Annotated in this window: 16 protein-coding genes; 5 read left to right on the top strand and 11 right to left on the bottom strand. The window is 66.0% G+C overall.

Annotation, left to right across the window (positions count from 1 at the left end; translation table 11 throughout):
• Positions 1–12: 12 nt before the first annotated feature.
• The 3 genes from ABIA40_RS05450 to ABIA40_RS05440 are packed head-to-tail and all read right to left on the bottom strand — an operon-like array spanning position 13 to position 2,826.
• On the bottom strand, positions 13–879 hold the full coding sequence (locus ABIA40_RS05450; RefSeq protein WP_057028765.1) for an MlaD family protein: 867 nt from the start codon (positions 877–879) through the stop codon (positions 13–15).
• A 28-nt stretch (positions 880–907) separates the two neighbouring features.
• Positions 908–1,690, bottom strand: a complete 783-nt coding sequence (locus ABIA40_RS05445) for an ABC transporter ATP-binding protein (protein WP_271537463.1) — start codon at positions 1,688–1,690, stop codon at positions 908–910.
• A gap of 2 nt (positions 1,691–1,692) precedes the next feature.
• The gene (locus tag ABIA40_RS05440; RefSeq protein ID WP_157280843.1) at positions 1,693–2,826 is read right to left on the bottom strand and encodes an ABC transporter permease; all 1,134 of its coding nucleotides are present in this window, start codon (positions 2,824–2,826) and stop codon (positions 1,693–1,695) included.
• 131 nt (positions 2,827–2,957) lie between these two features.
• On the opposite strand from ABIA40_RS05440, the gene dgcA reads away from it, so the two are divergent.
• On the top strand, positions 2,958–3,953 hold the full coding sequence (gene dgcA, locus ABIA40_RS05435; protein ID WP_271537461.1) for an N-acetyl-D-Glu racemase DgcA: 996 nt from the start codon (positions 2,958–2,960) through the stop codon (positions 3,951–3,953).
• Here the strand turns inward: dgcA and ABIA40_RS05430 are convergent.
• The gene (locus tag ABIA40_RS05430; RefSeq protein WP_404539678.1) at positions 3,923–5,122 is read right to left on the bottom strand and encodes an MFS transporter; all 1,200 of its coding nucleotides are present in this window, start codon (positions 5,120–5,122) and stop codon (positions 3,923–3,925) included. The two genes, dgcA and ABIA40_RS05430, sit on opposite strands and share 31 nt — an antisense overlap.
• 75 nt (positions 5,123–5,197) lie before the next feature.
• Here ABIA40_RS05430 and ABIA40_RS05425 point away from each other — a divergent pair, with 75 nt between their 5' ends.
• The gene (locus tag ABIA40_RS05425) at positions 5,198–6,622 is read left to right on the top strand and encodes a hypothetical protein (protein ID WP_271537456.1); all 1,425 of its coding nucleotides are present in this window, start codon (positions 5,198–5,200) and stop codon (positions 6,620–6,622) included.
• Positions 6,623–6,749: 127 nt separating this feature from the next.
• Positions 6,750–7,103, top strand: coding sequence for an ADP-ribosylation/crystallin J1 (locus ABIA40_RS05420; RefSeq protein ID WP_271537479.1), 354 nt, complete (start codon positions 6,750–6,752; stop codon positions 7,101–7,103).
• Between the two features lie 12 nt (positions 7,104–7,115).
• On the opposite strand, the gene ABIA40_RS05415 is transcribed toward ABIA40_RS05420, so the two are convergent.
• The 3 genes from ABIA40_RS05415 to ABIA40_RS05405 all read right to left on the bottom strand — a co-directional run bounded on the left by ABIA40_RS05415 (position 7,116) and on the right by ABIA40_RS05405 (position 8,654).
• Positions 7,116–7,475 carry a hypothetical protein gene (locus ABIA40_RS05415; protein ID WP_404539675.1) on the bottom strand — a complete coding sequence of 120 codons (360 nt, stop codon included), beginning with the start codon at positions 7,473–7,475 and terminating at the stop codon, positions 7,116–7,118.
• A gap of 191 nt (positions 7,476–7,666) precedes the next feature.
• The gene (locus ABIA40_RS05410) at positions 7,667–8,203 is read right to left on the bottom strand and encodes an AAA family ATPase (protein WP_404539672.1); all 537 of its coding nucleotides are present in this window, start codon (positions 8,201–8,203) and stop codon (positions 7,667–7,669) included.
• Positions 8,204–8,210: 7 nt separating this feature from the next.
• Positions 8,211–8,654 carry an RbsD/FucU family protein gene (locus tag ABIA40_RS05405; RefSeq protein WP_404539670.1) on the bottom strand — a complete coding sequence of 148 codons (444 nt, stop codon included), beginning with the start codon at positions 8,652–8,654 and terminating at the stop codon, positions 8,211–8,213.
• A gap of 164 nt (positions 8,655–8,818) precedes the next feature.
• On the opposite strand from ABIA40_RS05405, the gene ABIA40_RS05400 reads away from it, so the two are divergent.
• A complete protein-coding gene (locus ABIA40_RS05400) occupies positions 8,819–10,642 on the top strand; it encodes a caspase family protein (protein ID WP_404539667.1) in 1,824 nt (607 codons plus the stop codon).
• Positions 10,643–10,824: 182 nt separating this feature from the next.
• Here ABIA40_RS05400 and ABIA40_RS05395 read toward each other — a convergent pair whose 3' ends face one another.
• From ABIA40_RS05395 to thiD, 4 genes are all read right to left on the bottom strand, one after another.
• The gene (locus ABIA40_RS05395; RefSeq protein WP_157280849.1) at positions 10,825–11,808 is read right to left on the bottom strand and encodes a threonine/serine dehydratase; all 984 of its coding nucleotides are present in this window, start codon (positions 11,806–11,808) and stop codon (positions 10,825–10,827) included.
• Positions 11,809–11,965: 157 nt separating this feature from the next.
• Positions 11,966–13,009 carry a glycosyltransferase family 4 protein gene (locus tag ABIA40_RS05390; RefSeq protein WP_404539664.1) on the bottom strand — a complete coding sequence of 348 codons (1,044 nt, stop codon included), beginning with the start codon at positions 13,007–13,009 and terminating at the stop codon, positions 11,966–11,968.
• Between the two features lie 13 nt (positions 13,010–13,022).
• Positions 13,023–13,835, bottom strand: coding sequence for a UDP-2,3-diacylglucosamine diphosphatase (locus ABIA40_RS05385; protein ID WP_128264429.1), 813 nt, complete (start codon positions 13,833–13,835; stop codon positions 13,023–13,025).
• 194 nt (positions 13,836–14,029) lie between these two features.
• Positions 14,030–14,830 (bottom strand): bifunctional hydroxymethylpyrimidine kinase/phosphomethylpyrimidine kinase, encoded by an 801-nt coding sequence (thiD, locus tag ABIA40_RS05380; RefSeq protein ID WP_404539661.1) that lies wholly within the window; start codon positions 14,828–14,830, stop codon positions 14,030–14,032.
• A gap of 321 nt (positions 14,831–15,151) precedes the next feature.
• Here thiD and ABIA40_RS05375 point away from each other — a divergent pair, with 321 nt between their 5' ends.
• Positions 15,152–17,131 (top strand): PAS domain S-box protein, encoded by a 1,980-nt coding sequence (locus ABIA40_RS05375; protein WP_404539658.1) that lies wholly within the window; start codon positions 15,152–15,154, stop codon positions 17,129–17,131.
• Positions 17,132–17,183: the final 52 nt, after the last annotated feature.

The following is a 17,183-nucleotide window of genomic DNA, read 5'->3' as shown; positions in this document are numbered from 1 at the left end:
CTTCCCTACCGCCTACCGCCTCGGCGCTGCCGCAGGCTTCGGCGGCTCGGGCGGCGGAGCGGGCTGCGACGAATTGCTGGCGCCGAACAGGACGCGGGTCGGGTTGCGATCGAAATTGTTCACGGCCCGGCTGATGTCGCCGAGGGTGCGGCGGCCGTCGGCCATCAAGGCACCCGAGCGCTTGTCGAAATCCTCGGCGAGCTCGCGGATCGACTTCACCGCCTGGAACAGCTCGCCGCCATCCTTGCCGCCGGCCAGCGTGTTGAGGCCGAGCATGAGATTGTCGGCCTTGAGCATGACGCCGTCGACCTTGGCCATCACGGCGTCGATCTTCTCGGAATTGCGCGCCAGCGAATTGGTGAAGGTCTCGAGGTTCTTCAGCGAGTTCTTCACCGATTCCTGATTGTCGGCGACGATCTTGTTGACGTTCTGCAGCGTGGCGCGGATCGCCTCGGTGACGTCCTGGAGCTTGTTGGGGTCGGCCGTGAGCGTCGGGATGCCGTCCTGGTCGAGCGGCGGCGGGGCCGCAGCCTCCTCGCCACCCTTGAGCGAGATCGCGGCAACACCGGTGAGGCCCTGGAATTCGAGGCCGACGAGCGTGTCCTTGCGGATCGGGGCGTTGTTCTCGATCATCGCGAGTGCGACAACCCGCCGCGGGTTGTCCAGCTTCACCGAGACCACCTCGCCCACCCTGATACCGTTGAAATTGACGCTGCCGCCGTTGCGCAGGCCCGCCGCCGGGCCCTCGAACACGACGCGCAAGGGGCTGCGCTGCTTGGTCGTGTGCAGCGACTGAAACCACAGCACGAAGCCGATCGCGGCGGCGATCACCGCCAGCGTGAACGAGCCGATCAAAATGTAGTTCGCCCGCGTTTCCATCAGGTGCTCCGGCTACTCAACCCAGCTCTCAACCCATGACCGCGCGGGCGCGCTTGCCATGAAAATACTGCCTCAGCCAGGGATGCTGCGAGGCCTGCATGTCGGCGATCGACCCTGCCGCAATGATCTTACCGTTCCCTAAAACGGCGATGCGGTCACATGCTGTGTATAGGCTGTCGAGGTCGTGGGTTACCATGAAAACCGTCAGCCCCAAAGTGCGCTGGAGTGTCCTCACCAACTCGTCGAAGTCGCCGGCACCGATCGGGTCGAGGCCCGACGTCGGCTCGTCCAGGAAGACGAGGTCGGGATCGAGCGACAGCGCGCGCGCCAGCGCCACACGCTTGATCATGCCGCCGGAGAGCTCGGACGGGAAACGCTCGGCGACCTCGGGCTTGAGGCCGACCATGGTGAGCTTGGCCATGGTGATCTCGTCCATCAGCCGCTGCGAGACGCGCAGATATTCGCGCATCGGAAACTGAATGTTCTGCCGCACGGTCAGCGAGGAGAACAGCGCGCCCTGCTGGAACAGGACGCCCCAGCGCCGCTCGACGTTGCGCCGCTGCGACGCGCTCGAGGAATCGAGATCGACGCCGAACACTTCGATGGAGCCCGCGACCTTCGGCACGAGGCCGATGATGGTGCGCGTCAAAACGGACTTGCCTGCGCCCGAGGGGCCGACAAATCCCAAAATCTCGCCGCGCTTGACGTCGAGGTTGAGCCCGTCCAGCACGCGCGTGGCGCCGAACTGCACGGTGATGCCGCGGACGCGGATGATCGGGTCCTGGATCTCGCTTTGAGTTTCTCTTGCCATCGTCACATCCCGATCGAGGCGAAGAAGATGGCGAAGATGCCGTCCATGACGATGACGAAGAAGATGCCCTTCACCACCGACGCGGTGGTGTGCTGACCCAGCGATTCCGCGCTGCCCTGCACGGCGAGCCCTTCGACGCAGGCGACGATGCCGATCACGGCAGCCATCACCGGCGCCTTGACGATGCCGACGATGAAATGGTCGATCGAGATGGCGTCGCGCAGGCGCAGCAGGAAGGCCTCGGGCTGAACGCCGCCATAGAGCCAGGCCACCAGACCGCCGCCATAGAGCGCAGCCATGGCGCCGAGGAATGCGAGGATCGGCAGCGCCAGCACCAGCGCCATCATGCGCGGCAGCACCAGGACCTCGATCGGATCGAACCCCATGGTGCGCAGCGCGTCGATCTCCTCGCGCATCTTCATCGAGCCGAGCTCGGCGGTGTAGGCGCTGCCGGAGCGACCGGCGACCATGATCGCGACCAGGAGCACGCCGATCTCGCGCAGCACCAGCACGCCGAGCATGTCGACGACGAAGATATCGGCGCCGAAGCGGCGGAAATGGAAGATGCCTTGCTGCGCGATGATGCAGCCGATCAGGAAGGTGATCAGCACGATGATCGGCACCGCGCGCCAGCAGACCTGCTCCATGTGATGCACGGTCGAGGTCAGGCGGAACGAGCGCGGATGAATCAGGACGCGAAACCACGCCGCGAGCACGGCGCCCAGCATGTCGACGAGGCCTGCCACCGTACCGGCGACGCCGGCCACGGTCCGGCCGATCTGCTCCAGCATGCCGGAGATGGTGATCGGGTCGCTGTCGACCACGGCCGCCCCCCTGACCCGCCGCACCTCGTCCACGAGGCTGGAATAATTGGCGGAGAGCCCTGCGATCTGCGCCTCGACGGCCCCCTGGGTCAGGCTGCGGCGCAGCCGCTCGATCAGCCAGGCGCCGAACGTGTCGAGCTTGGCGACCTCGGAGACGTCGATGAAGATGCTTTGCGGGGTGCCTGCGAGCTTCTCGGCCTCAGTCACCATCCGCTCCAGGACCGGCGCAAAGCTCGCGGTCCAGGTGCCGGTGGCGCACAGTGCCAGGGCGTTGCCCTTGGCAATCCGTTCCAGCTTCGGATCGCCACTCATGTCCGCTCCCGCGCCGGGGCGGAGAAAATCAGATGGTTGCGCACGCGCCCTTACCCAGAGAAGGTATCCCCAAGGGGTTAATGTTAGTTGCTAGAGGTAACTAGCAGGTTCAGATTTCGCCAGAGTTCAAAATGACTTCCATGAAATTTGCAGCTCTGGCGACGCGAATCGAGCGCTTCCCGATCGCCGGCAGCTTTACCATCAGCCGGGGCGCCAAAACCGAGGCCGTCACGGTCGTGGCGGAGGTCAGCCGGGGCGGCCTGACCGGCCGCGGCGAGTGCGTGCCCTATCCCCGCTACGGCGAGACGCCGGAGGCGACGCTGGCTGCGATCCAGGCCATGCAGGAGGCCGTCGCGGGCGGGCTGACGCGAGAGACCCTCCAGGCCGCAATGCCATCAGGTGCGGCCCGCAACGCCCTGGATTGCGCCCTGATCGACCTCGAGGCCAAGGCGGCGGGCTTGCGCGCCTGGAACCTACTGGACCGCCCGGCGCCGAAGGAGCGCACCACGGCTTACACGATCTCGTTAGCAACCCCCGAGGCGATGGCCGCGGCGACCGCCAAAGCGGCGCACCGCCCGCTGCTCAAGATCAAGCTCGGCGGCGGCGGCGATCCGGAGCGTATCGCGGCCGTGCGCAAGGCCGCCCCTGAGGCCGAGCTGATCGTCGATGCCAATGAGGCCTGGACCGAGGCCGATCTGGAAGCCAATCTCGCCGCCTGCGCCGCCGCCGGCGTCACCCTGGTGGAGCAGCCGCTGCCGGCAGGCCGCGACGAAGCGCTGGCGCGCATCAAGCGCCCCCTCGCCGTCTGCGCCGACGAGAGCGTGCATGACCGCGCTTCGCTTGCGCCCTTGCGCGAGCGCTACGACGCCGTGAACATCAAGCTCGACAAGACCGGTGGCCTCACCGAGGCGCTGGCCATGGCCGATGCTGCCCGGGCGCTCGGCTTCGAGATCATGATCGGCTGCATGGTCGCGACCTCGCTGTCGATGGCGCCTGCGATGCTGGTGACGCCGCAGGCGCGCTTCGTCGATCTCGACGGCCCTTTGCTGCTGGCGCGCGACCGCGAGCACGGCCTGCGCTATGACGGCAGCCTGGTCTACCCGCCGGACGCTTCGCTCTGGGGCTGAGCCGTGAGGCGATGCCGCGCCGACCAGATCAGGATGGCACCGGCAGCGGCCATCGCCGCCATGACGTAATAGACATTGTCGCCGATGCGGGCGTAGATCGCGCCTGATGCGATCGACGTCGCCGCCCCCAGGAGCCCGTTGCACGCGGCGTAATAGCCCTGCCCGCGCGCGATCTGATGCGAAGACACGCGCTGCGCCAAAAGGTTCATGGTGCCGACGATGGTCAGGCCGAAGCTGAAGCCGTGGCCGAGCTGGGCGATCGCGAGCAGCACGAGCGGCGGCTCGCTCGCGGTGACGATCCAGCGCAGCACGGCGATCACGCCGCCGATGGCTATCAGCGTGGACGGCTGCAGCGAGAAGCGCGGCGACAGCGCGAACACGACGATCTCAGCCATGATGCCCAGCGTCCACAGCACCGCGATGGTCAGCCCGCTGATGCCTTGGAGCTGCCAGTTGATGGCCGAGAAGGTGTAGAAGGCGATGTGACTGCTCTGGATCAGCGCCGCCGACGCGATCACGGCCCAGAAGGCTGCATCGCGCAGCAGCGGCTTGCCGGCATGCCGCTCCGGCGTCCTCCGCCTGAGATCGTCGAGCGGCTGCAGCAGCAGGCTGGCTGCTACCGCGACGACGGCCCAGGCGACGATGACCCAGATCAGGTCGCGCGGAGCGATGATGTCGACGAGATAGCCGCAGGCGAGCGAGCCGGCGGCAAACGCCGCCGACCCCCACAGCCGAAGGGGTCCGTAATTGAGCCCGTAGCGGGCGACGCCGCGCAGCGCATAGGCATCGGTCAGCGGCATCGTCGGCGTCCACATCATGCAGGTCAGCGCGTAGACCAGGAACAGCGCCAGCGGCTGCTGCTGCTGCAGGCCGACCGCCGTAAATCCGATCGCAGTGGCCAGCGCCGACACCATGATGGCGGCGCGAATCGCCTGCCGCTTTTCGGCAAAGGCGGTCACTTGCGGCAGCGTGGTGAAGCGCGTGATCGCCGGCAGCGCGGCGATGATGCCGATCCAGACAGCGTCGATGCCGATCGCCTTCAGCCAGACCGGGAAGAACGGCACATGCGTGCCCAGAACCGCAAAGAAGGCCGAATAGAACACGGCGAGGCTCACGGCGAATCGCCGCTTCGTCGCTGCCGCGATGGGGATTTGTGATTCGGACTGCATCAAACCAATTGCGATTCGGTCGATATCGTGGTGATCGTTACAGTAACGCGCACTGATTTGCGCGACGAGATTGTCATGGCCAACGAAGCATTCGCCCTCTCGCCCATGTCTGCCCGCGCGGCCGCGCCGAACGAGCAGGATTACGAAGCGATCCGCGAAGCCTTCATGGAGACCGCGCGCGGCCGCTGGTTCCTCGGCGAATATGCCAAGCGCAACCGCAACGCCGACACGCGCATGGTGCTGGATGCGGTCGCGAAAATCGAGGAAACCCTTGCGGCACAGCGGCAACCGGTCGTCGAGGACCGCCTGCCCGAGGCGCTGGTCGAGATCCGCCGCGCCATCCGCGAGGCCGAGACGATCGCGCTCGCCGCGGTCGATCCCGGCGCGATCGAGGCGAGTCTCGCGCCGATCCCGCGCGGGGTCCGCATCATCAAGGAGATCTCCTGGCGCTGGCGCGAGATCGGCGCCGACGGGCGAATCTGCGACCTCATTGATTCGCAGCTCGCCTCGATCGAGGCCGCCTGCGGGCAGATCTCGACCCTCGATCCCCGCATCGAGCTCAAGGCTGCGTTCGATCTGCTGAAGGACCGCGTCGAGCAGCTCGACGGCGACGCAACGCCGCGGGCCGCTCCGGCCCAGGAGGCGGCTTCATCGGTCGCAGAAGCCTCGCCCGTCGAGACGGCGCCTGCGGCGATGGCCGGCGACGCACCCGTGGCTTTTACGGAGACGCGCGAAGAGATCGCAGCAGCTCCGGAACTCGATGCGGCCGTCGAAGCAACGGCGGCCGCTGAAACCGCCGCCATGGCCGAGCAGGCCATGGACGCCGCTGCCGCCGAGGGGATCGCGGCCGACAGCCGGATCCCTGCCGAAAGCGCGGCGCTCGAAAACGTCGCGCCTGATGATGCCGAGCTCGAAGCCGTCGCGTTTGAAGAGCCGGCCGCTCAGCCTGAGGCCTTGACGGAAGTCAGCGAGGAGTTCGCGCTCGACGCCGCAGCCGAGGCCGAGGACGAAGCCATCCTCGAGGCCATCGCGATGGAGATGGCCGCGCCCGATCCCGACTTCGACGAGATCATCGAGCCGGTGGAGATGGCAGCCGCGACGCCGGAGCCGGCGCTCTCGGATCTCGTGGCGCCCATTGCCACCGAACAGCCGGAGCCGGTCGCAGCCGAGCCTGTCCTCGCAGCCATCGCCGAAGAGCCCGCCGCAGACGCGCCGATCGCGCTGGACTCGCTCGCGCGCCTCACCGACGCCATTGCGGAAGCCGCCGCCGAAGTGATGGAGCAGCAGGCGCCGGCCATGGCGGCCACCGCATCAATGGCGGCAGCCCCGACCGCGACGCTGCCGATGCCCTCGCCCCTGCCCGCGTCCATGTCCGACGCCTCGCTCGGCGCCACCATCCTCGCCAGCGGCATCCTGCAAAAACCCCGCGCACCGGCCAACGACCCGCTCGCCCCGATCCGCCGCATGACCCAGGCCGAGAAGATCGCGTTCTTTTCGTAAGAGAGCGCGCACTCCCCAACCCCGTCATTGCGAGCGCAGCGAAGCAATCCAGGCTGTCTCCGCGGAAGGATTCCGGATTGCTTCGCTGCGCTCGCAACGACGACGCTCGATCTTGGACCTCACGCCCATGTCCCCCACCGAAGATACTCTCACCCTCTGGCGGCCCGTCGGTCCAAAAGAGCTGGAATTGATCCAGCAATCCGGCATGCGCGCGTTTCCGCCGCGCCTGCCTGACCAGCCGATCTTTTATCCGGTGCTGACCGAAGACTACGCCATCAAGATCGCGCGGGACTGGAATGTCCCGGCGAGCGGATCGGGCTTCGTGACCCGTTTCACAGTCAAGCGCAGCTTCATCGAAAAATACGATGTGCAGGAAGCGGGCGGACGTTCACATCTGGAGTACTGGATTCCGGCTGAGGAGCTCGATGCGTTCAATGCGGCAATCGTCGGCTTGATCGAGGTCGTCCGTAGCTTTCCCTAACCGCCGCGCGCCTCACCCGCAATTCCAGATCGGACCGATCGGCGTGCGCGTCCAGCACGGACCAAAGCTGCCGCCGTTGTAGCGGCCGCCGTTGAATCCGGGGCGGCCGAAATAGTGCCACTCGCCGTCCCAGCGATAAAATTGCGGAACCGGGTCGATGTACCAATGGCGCCGGTCTGCGCGCGACAGGCGGCGCATGGCGTCTTTCTGCTTGTAGAGCGGAATGCTGTTGCTGAGCGGCTGCCGATAGCCCGGCAGGAAGCCGTAGCCCTTCCAGACCGGCTTGGGGCGCTTTTGCACGGGCTCGGCGGGTGCGACGGCGGGCAGCAGCGACAGGACGACAGCAATGAAGAGACACAGAAGGCGAGACATGAATCGACGATAGACAGGCGGATGCGAGAAGGCCACTCAAATTCGAGTGCGAGGTGCACTCCCTCTCCCGCTTGCGGGAGAGGGTGTTTCCGCAATGGGATAGCCCCCTAGAGGAGAAAGCCCTCACCCGCGCCCTCGGTGCAACCTCTCCCGCAAGCGGGAGAGGTTGCACCGAGCCCGTGGCAATCGATTCAACCTAAAGCCATTCTGCTGTAGCCCATCTTGTCGCGCACATGCGCTTCAACGCGGTCCAGGACATGATCGAGCGAACTCTCGGCCGTATCGAGCACCAAGTGCTCCCGATCCCACGGTTCGAAAGTCAGGCTCACGACGTCATCCCAGGTTGGAACCTTGTGACCGTCAATGTCGGGCAGCCGGTTTTCCACGCGCTGCCGGTGTAACGCCGGTTCGCTGCAAATCACTTCAATCTCGACGATGGCTGCGCCGGTTCGCAAGGCGGTCTGCCGCCATCCGGCGCGGCTTGCCAGCACGGGATTGACGCAGTCCGCGATGACGATGCGCCCGAGCTTGAGGTTTTCGGCGGCGAGCGTGTTGGCAACGGCATAGCCGGCTGCGCCGACGATGAGGCCTGCGTCCCGCAATGGCTGCTCGATCGCATCGATACGAAGATAGGTCGCCGCCAGCCTGGCGGTGAGTTCGCGAGCGATCGTCGTCTTACCGGTACCTGGAAGGCCGCCGAACACGATCAGTGAGGATGGATGCTTCATGATATTCCTAACCGATCACGCCCTTCCTGATCAGGAAGCAACCATAGCCCCTGCTGTCACCGACCTGCACGACGCCAAAGCCTGCCGCTGCCGCGCGATAGAAATCGCGACGCGCGAGCTTGCCGGGCGTGACCGGCCGACCAGCAGCACGTGCGATCTCCGCGAGCACCGCGCGCTGCACCTCGGGCACGCGGTCGGGATCGTCGACCGGCATCATCACACGCACCGGATCGGGATCGAAATTGTCGAGCGGATAGACCGACATGATGGCCCGGATGGCAGTTTCCATCGTCATGCCCGGCAATTGGATCAGGCGCTGCGACGAGGTGCTCTGCGCGATCCGGGTGGCGGGGTGATTGGCGTCGACGAACACGAGGTCGTCGCCATGGCCCATCGCGGCGAGCAGCCAGAGCAAATCGGGCGTCAGGATCGGATCGATCGATTTCAGCATGTGGCGGACGTCCTCCCAATCGATCGCTAACCATAACAGGTTCCGAGCGTGATTCAGATCACGGAGGCGAGCATGGTGACTGGGATCACGGACCGCAAGGCTCGAACGCAGCCAAGCTTGGCCGCAACCAATCCGCATCGAGATGAGTGCCAAAGGAGCACGCCATGTTCCGCCTAAAGCCCTTTTTCATGACGGCGAGCCTGTTGGGAAGCCTGTTCGGCTTCGCCTGCGGGCCCGTTTCCGCGCAAGTCGCCCCGGTGCAGCCTGCCCCCACCGGGCTGCAAGGCCCGGAGCAGCGGGTGGCGCTGGTGATCGGCAATGCCAACTACCAGAACGCGCCGCAGCTTGCGAACCCCGACGATGACGCCCAGTCGATGGCGCAGTTCCTGAACTCCGCCGGGTTCGAAGTGGTCGCCGCGACCGACTTGACCCAGAACGACATGCTCCGCGTCGTCCAGGACTTCTCCGCCAAGGTCGCCTCGCGCGGTCCGAACACGGTGGCCATGGTCTATTACGCCGGTCACGGCGTGCAGCTCGCCGGCGAGAACTATCTCGTTCCGGTCGACGCCAAGGTTTCCAGCCCGACCGAGCTGGTCAACAATTCGCTGCGCCTCGTCGACGTGATGTCGACGCTGGAGACGATCCCGAGCCGCATGCGCATCGTCATCCTCGATGCCTGCCGCAACAACCCGTTCCCTGAAATCAACGACGCCGGCCGCGGCTTGGCAATCGTCGATGCGCCGAACGGCTCGATCGTCGGCTACTCGACCGCGCCAGGCGCCGAGGCGCTCGACGGCACCAATGGCCACAGCCCGTACACACAGGCGTTCCTGAACGTCGCGCGCGAGCCCAACGTGCCGATCGAGCAGCTGTTCAAGCGCGTGCGCCTGCAGGTCAACCAGACCACCAGCGGCGCGCAGATTCCGTGGGAGAGCTCCTCATTGACGAGCGACTTCACCTTCTTCGGTGACACCGCCGTTGCCGCCAACCGCGCGCCGGTGAAAGCGCCGGTCGTGCAGATGGCCTCCAATTTGCCGAGCCGCTCCACCCGCCAGGCCTATGACTACGTGGTGTCCGAGGGCCGGCCGGAGTACTATCAGGAGTTCATCCGGATGTACCCGCACGACCCGCTGTGCGACCACATCCGCTGGCTGCTCAACAACATCCTGATCTCGCAGGCCTGGCACAAGGCGGTGCTCGCCAACTCGCCGCTCGCCTACAAGAGCTTCTATGACAGCTACGGCAACAGCCCCTATGCGCAGGTCGCGCTGAAGCTGCAGGCGCAGCCGAAGCAGATCCCCCTGATGCAGGCGACCAAGTTCCTGGCGCCGCAGAACATTGCTCCGACGATCAAGATCGGCAATCTCGGCCAGCCCAAATACATGCCGCTGATGCAGCAGGGCAATGGCGCGCAGGTGAACGGCAATCTGCCGGTCGTGCAGAAGCCGCTCGACGGCAATGTCGTCGGCAAGCTCGGCAATGGCGGCCAGATCGTCACCCTGCCTGCCGGCAACAACCAGCCGAGCCCGCAGAACGGCACGCCGCCGCAGACCCCGAGCAAGATCGTCACGCTGCCTGCGCCGACCAACACGATCAACGGCAAGGTCGGCATCGGCAAGATCGTGACCCTGCCTGCGACCAACAAGCCGCAGAACGGCGGCAACAATGCCGGCAACGGCTCTCCGCCCAAGATCGTGAGCATGCCGGTGAATGTCGGCAAAGGCGGCACCAAGATCGACGTGAAGCCGGTCAACGTTCAGACGCAGAACCAGCCGATCCGCGTCAACAACGGCAACACCGGCATCGTGAGGCCCAACATTAGCCCAGTCAACAAGGTGCAGGTGCAGACCAACGTGCAGACGAGCCGTCCGCAGCTCAACACGGTGCCGAACCGCATGGTCAGCAGCAACAACAACTTCCGGCAGTCAATGAACCAGGCGCCAAGCATGAACAATGGCGGCAACCGTCGCGGCGGCTTCACGCACTGATTGGGCAAGAAGGAAGGTGCGCTCCCTCCCCCGCTTGCGGGGGAGGACTATCGCAATGAGATGTGGGCCATGGGCACCAACTCTCTCTACGTCGTCATGCCCGGGCATGACGGCCTCTCGAAATTCGAATGCGATTGCCCTGCCCACGCGGTGGACTGCGGCTCACACCGTTTCAGCCAAAGTCAGGCCACCAGCTCCGCGAACAGATCCGCATCCACATTGCCGCCTGACAGCACGATGACGACGTTCTTGCCGGCCACATCAAGGCGGCCCGCGAGTAGCGCAGCAAGCCCCACCGCGCCGCCGGGTTCCACCACCAGCTTCAGCTCGCGATAGGCAAAGGCGACCGCCGCGCCGACTTCCTTGTCCGACGCCGTGACGCCGCGCGCCAAGAGCTTGCTGTTGATCGCAAACGTCATCTCGCCCGGCATCAGCGCCATCAGCGCATCGCAGATGGTGCGGCCGGCTGGCGGATGCGGCTCGCGATGGCCTGAGCTGAGTGAAATGCCGTGATCGTCGAAGGCCTCGGGCTCGGCGACCACGATCTCGGCTTGCGGATAGCGCGCCTTCACAGCGGTCGCGACACCCGCGATCAGACCGCCGCCGGAGGCCGGCGCCACCACGATGTCGGGACTGAGGCCAAGCGTTGCCATGTCCTCGGCGATCTCGCGGCCGGCGGTGCCCTGCCCTGCGATCACGAAGGGATCGTCATAGGGTTTGACTAGCGTCGCGCCGCGCTTCTCGGCGATGCCGCGCGAGATCGCCTCGCGGTCCTCGTTATAGCGATCGTACAGCACGACCTCGGCGCCGTAGGATTTGGTGCGCTCGCGCTTGGACAGCGGCGCATCGGCGGGCATCACGATGGTTGCCTGCATGTCCAGGATCTTTGCCGCCGCCGCCACGCCCTGCGCGTGGTTGCCGGAGGAGAACGCGACGACCCCGCCGGCGCGCTTGTCCTGCGGGATCGAGAACACCTTGTTGAAGGCACCGCGGAACTTGAACGAGCCGGTGCGCTGGAGCATCTCCGGCTTCAGGAACACTTTTGCACCGACGCGCTCGTTGAGCACGGGGAAGGACAACAGCGGGGTGCGAATGGCGTAAGGCGCGATCACGCGCGCTGCGGCATCGATGTCGGCAGGGCCGACCGGAAGGGCCTGTTCGGTCATGGCGGAATGTTATCGCGGCCGATCAGGCCCGGGCAAGACACCTCCGCGAGAGGATTTCCCCATAGCGTTTTCGAGCGAAGTGGATCCCGGTTCGCGTGAAGAAAACGCGTCAAAACAAGAATCTAGAGCTATTTCGATCCATCGGATCGAGATAGCTCTAGGCGACTTGGCGCGGCTGTTCCGCGGCGGTCCGGCCGGGCAGCACCGCCCCGACCGCCAAAATGCTGTCGATAAAGACCGTTGCCGAGGCCTCCCAGGTGTAATTGGCGGCAAAGGCGACGCAGTCCTGCCGGGAGATATCGAGCGCGGCGAAGCAGGCATTGCGCAGATCGTGATCGAGCGCGCCGACCGGCGCATCGCCAATCACGTCGCGGGGACCCTTCACAGGGAAGGCCGCGACCGGCAGGCCGCTGGCGAGCGCCTCCAGCAGCACCAGGCCGAAGGTGTCCGTCTTGCTCGGGAACACGAACACGTCGGCGGCCGCGTAGATATCCGCCAGTTCCTCGCCGTGCTTCTCGCCGAGGAAGATCGCATCGGGGTAGGCCTCTTCCAGCGAGGCGCGCGCCGGGCCGTCGCCGACGACCACCTTGGTGCCGGGTAGGTCGAGGTCCAGGAACGCCTCGAGATTCTTCTCGACTGCGACGCGGCCGACCGACAGGAACACGGGTGCCGGCAGGCAGAGATCGATGACGCGCGGGTGGAACAACGTAGTGTCCACGCCGCGCGGCCACAGCACGACATTGTCGAAGCCGCGCTCGGTCAGTTCGCGCGCGAGCGCCGGCGTCGCCGCCATCACGGCGCGGCTGGCGCTGTGGAAGCGCCGCAGCGCCCGCCAGATCAGCGAGCCCGGCACTGGCACGCGGGCGCGGACATATTCGGGAAAGCGGGTATGGAAGCTGGTCGTGAACGGCAGCTTGCGCTGGCGGCAATAGCGGCGGACCATCAGGCCGATCGGCCCTTCGGTCGCGATGTGGATGCTGTCCGGGCGCGCCTCCTCGATCAGCCTTGCGATCCGGGCCGGGCGCGGCATGGCGAGGCGCACGTCGCGATAGCTCGGCATCGCAAAGGTGCGGAACGATTGCGGCGTCAGGAACGTGAACTCGACGCCGAGCGCTTTTGCAGCATCAGCGAGCTTGGTCAGCGTCCGAACCACACCGTTGACTTGCGGGTGCCAGGCGTCGGTCGCGACCAGGATGCGCATCAAGTGGTCCTTGTTATGCAGCTCTGGCTGCGACCTGTGGCACCTGCTCCGGCTTCCGCAACTGATCCGCCCAGGTGATGATCTCGAAATGGCCGTCGTCATGCTCCACCAGGGCGGTGCAACTCTCCACCCAGTCGCCGCAATTCATGTAGCGGATGCCGCCCTCGTCGCGGATCACGGCGTAGTGGATGTGGCCGCAGATCACGCCGTCGGCCTGGTGACGCCGCGCCTCGGCGGCGAGCGCCTGCTCGAACGCGCCGATATAGTTGACGGCGTTCTTGACCTTCTGCTTGGCCCATTGCGAGAGCGACCAATAGGGCACGCCGAACAGCCGGCGGAAGAAGTTGACCAGGCGGTTCATCTGGATCGCAAAATCGTAGGCCTTGTCGCCGAGATGGGCGAGCCAGCGCGCGTTCTGCACCACGAGATCGAAGATGTCGCCGTGAATGACGAGATAGCGCTTGCCGTCGGCGCCGGTATGAACCGTGTTCTCGACCACGTCGATGCCGCCGAAATGCGTGCCGTAATAGTTGCGCAGGAACTCGTCGTGATTGCCGGGAATGTAGATGACCTTGGCGCCCTTGCGCGCCTTGCGCAAAAGCTTCTGGACCAGGTCGTTATGCGATTGTGGCCAGTGCCAGCTCGATTTCAGCGCCCAGCCGTCGACGATGTCGCCGACGAGATAGATCGTATCGGCATCATGGTAGCGCAGGAAGTCGAGCAGAAGATCGGCTTGTGAACCGCGGGCTCCGAGATGGACGTCGGAGATGAACAACGTGCGAAAGCGCCGCTCCGGGCTCTCGTCACTCACATCGTAACTTCCCATGCGCCAGCCTGTAACAATGTCCCGTGACAGCGGGATGACCGATTGAACCCTTGAGGCACTTTCAAATACGAATCACGCCTTGCCTCGCCCTCCCCGCGAATATCAGTCGCATGCGACAATCAGGCGACATGGCGCCGCAGGGTAGGTGCGCTCCCTCCCCGCTTGGCTTGCGGGAGAGGCGAAGCAAGCCCGCCTCAGTAGAACTTGTGGAAATGATGGATCGGCCCGTGGCCGTGGCCGACGCTGAAGCGGTCGGCGGCGGCGATCGCGGCGCTGATCCAGGTCTTGGCGTTGCGCACGGCGGCCTCGAGGTCCTCGCCCCTGGCCAGCCTCGCTGCGATGGCGGAGGACAGCGAGCAGCCGGTGCCATGGGTGTTGCGGGTGGCCACACGCGGCGCGGCAAGCGCGATCGCGGTCTCGGCAGTGACGAGATAGTCGGTGCTCTCGGCGCCCTCCCCGTGCCCGCCCTTGATCAGGACGGCGCGGCAGCCCAGCGCCAGCAGGCGGCGTCCCTGGCTTTCGATCTCGGCCTCGCTCGCCGCCACCGGCGCATCGAGCAGGGCCGCAGCCTCCGGCAGGTTCGGCGTGATCACGGCAGCCAGTGGCATCAGCCTGGTGCGCAGGGCGTCGACGGCCTCCGCGGCGAGCAGGCGGTCGCCGGAGGTCGCCACCATGACGGGATCGAGCACGACATGCCGCGGCGCCCAGCGGGACAGCGCGGCCGCGATGGCATCGATGCTGGCGGCCTGGGCCACCATGCCGATCTTCACCGCACCGATGTCGAGGTCGGAGAACACCGCGTCGATCTGCTCGGTGACGAACCCGGCCGGCACCGCGTGAATGCCGGTCACGCCGCGCGTGTTCTGCGCCGTCAGCGCCGTGATCACGGAGGCGCCATAGACGCCGAGCGCGGCAAAGGTCTTCAGGTCCGCCTGGATGCCGGCGCCGCCGCTCGAATCGGAACCGGCGATGGTGAGTGCGACCGGGGTCGTCATCGCGGGAGACATGTGTTTGAGGAGGCCGCCATGGCCTCTCGTAGCGCGACTGTGGAACGTCAGCAAGCGCGCCGGGCCGCCGCCAGGCGTGATTCGCGAACCGATTGCGCACCTTGCGAATCAGTCGGACACCGCGCGGACCAGGGCCCGCAATGGTGCGGACTTGAAAATGCAACGGCGCCGGACCCTTGCTATAGTCGCGTACCTTAGCGTGCTTCGCCGGTGACGCGAGACGTCAGGTGGTGGAACCGTCCGGCGCCCCCATGTTGCGGGCCGCCCGGCCGCGCAAGCCACCTGAACAAGACTCCTTGGGGTGGAACGATGTGGGCCTTCTTCGAACGTCTCCTCGACTCGTCCATGCTGTCGCCGCACGGCATCTGCCTGTTGTGGGAGCCTGAGCTGATCTGGCTTCACGTCGTTTCCGACGCCAGCATTGCCGCCGCCTATTTCTCGATCCCGTTCGCCCTCGCCATCCTCGTCACCAAGCGGCGCGACCTCAAATTCGGCTGGGTCTATTGGGCGTTCGCGATCTTCATCATGGCGTGCGGCCTGACCCACGTGCTGTCGATCTACACGCTCTGGGTTCCGATCTATGGCATCGAGGGCATGGTCAAGGCCGCCACGGCGGTCGCGTCGGTCTTCACCGCCGCCGCGCTCTGGCCGCTGCTGCCGAAGATCCTGACGATCCCCTCGCCGTTCGAGCTGCGACAGGTCCAGGCCGCGCTCGAGGAGGAGGAAATCAAGAGCCGCGACGCCGCGCTGCTGCTGCAGCAGGTCCGCGACGCCCAGCGCGCGATGCGCGAGAGCGTGGCGCGCCTCACAGCGATCGTCGAGACCGCGGTCGACGGCGTCATCCTGCTCGATGCGGAGGACCGGATCCTGCTGTTCAATCCGGCCTGCGAGCGCTTGTTCGGCTACCGTGCCGACGAGGTGATGAACCGCAACGTCGGCATGCTGATGCCCGAGGCGGATGCGGCGCCCGACCGCCAGGCGCGGCATTTCGCGACCGGCGGCGAGGCCGTCGGCCTGCGCAAGGACGGCACGACGTTTCCGATGGACCTGTCGGTCGGCGAGGCGCGGCAGGACGGCGAATTGATCTTCGTCGGCATCGTCCACGACCTCACCGCGCGCAAGCTGACCGAGCAGCAGCTTCAGCAGGCGCAGAAGATGGAGACGGTCGGTCAGCTCTCCGGCGGCATCGCGCACGACTTCAACAACCTGCTGACCGTGATCATCGGCAATGCCGAGCACCTGAGCGAGCAGCTCAAGGCGAGGCCCGACCTCGGGCGCTTTGCCGACGACATCTGCCAATCGGGCGAACGGGGCGCCGAGCTGACGCAGCGCCTGCTCGCCTTCAGCCGCCGCCAATTGCTGCGGCCTCAGACGATCGATTGCCGGAGCCTGCTCGATTCCATGTTCAAGCTGCTCAAGCGCACCTTGCGCGAAGACATCGAGATCAGGACGACCTCCGGGCCCGGCACGATCCTGGCCTTTGCCGACCGCGCCCAGCTCGAATCCGCCGTGCTCAATCTCGCGCTCAACGCGCAGGATGCCATGCCATCGGGAGGCCACCTCACGCTGGCCACGGAGCTGGTCACGATCGAAGATGATGACGGTGCCGTTCACCGGGAGGTCGCGCCCGGCAGCTACGTCCTGATCGCGGTCACCGATGACGGCGAAGGCATGACGCCCGAGGTCGCCGTACGCGCGTTCGAGCCGTTCTTCACCACCAAGGAGGTCGGCAAGGGCTCGGGCCTCGGCCTCAGCATGGTCTACGGCTTTGCCAAGCAATCAGGCGGCCATGTCTCGATCTACAGCGAGGCTGGCCTTGGGACCACGGCCAGGATCTACCTGCCGCGCGCGAGCACCGGTAGGTCGCAAGCCGATCTTCCCGACGGCGAGGACACGGCGCCGCGAGGCTACGAGACGGTCCTGATCGTCGAGGACGATCCGTTCGTCCGCTCCTCCGTCATTCGCAGGGTGGAAGCGCTCGGATATCGCGTCGTCGCTGCGGTCAACGGCAAGGATGCCTTGCACCAGTTGCAGGGCGATCCCGGCATCGACTTGCTATTCACCGATATCGTGATGCCGGGCGGCATGAGCGGCTGGGAGCTCGCCGATCAGGCGCGGCGTGTGCGTCCCGGCCTGCCGGTCCTGTTCACCTCGGGCTACGCGCTGGAGGCCCTGGTCGAGCAGGGCCGCGCGCAGGCGCGAGCGGTCGTGCTGACCAAGCCGTACCGCAAGGTCGAGCTCGCCCAGCGGCTGAGGGATGCATTGGCCGCCGCAGCGGTCCCATCCTAGCATCGCGCCCGAAGCGCCTCGAATGATCCAGCAAGTTCGCTTGCTAAATCCA

Source organism: Bradyrhizobium sp. USDA 223, from assembly GCF_044909005.1.
GTDB classification, from domain to species: domain Bacteria; phylum Pseudomonadota; class Alphaproteobacteria; order Rhizobiales; family Xanthobacteraceae; genus Bradyrhizobium; species Bradyrhizobium yuanmingense.
The sequence above is the reverse complement of the archived record's forward strand: the minus strand, read 5'-3'. Positions and strand labels throughout refer to the sequence as shown.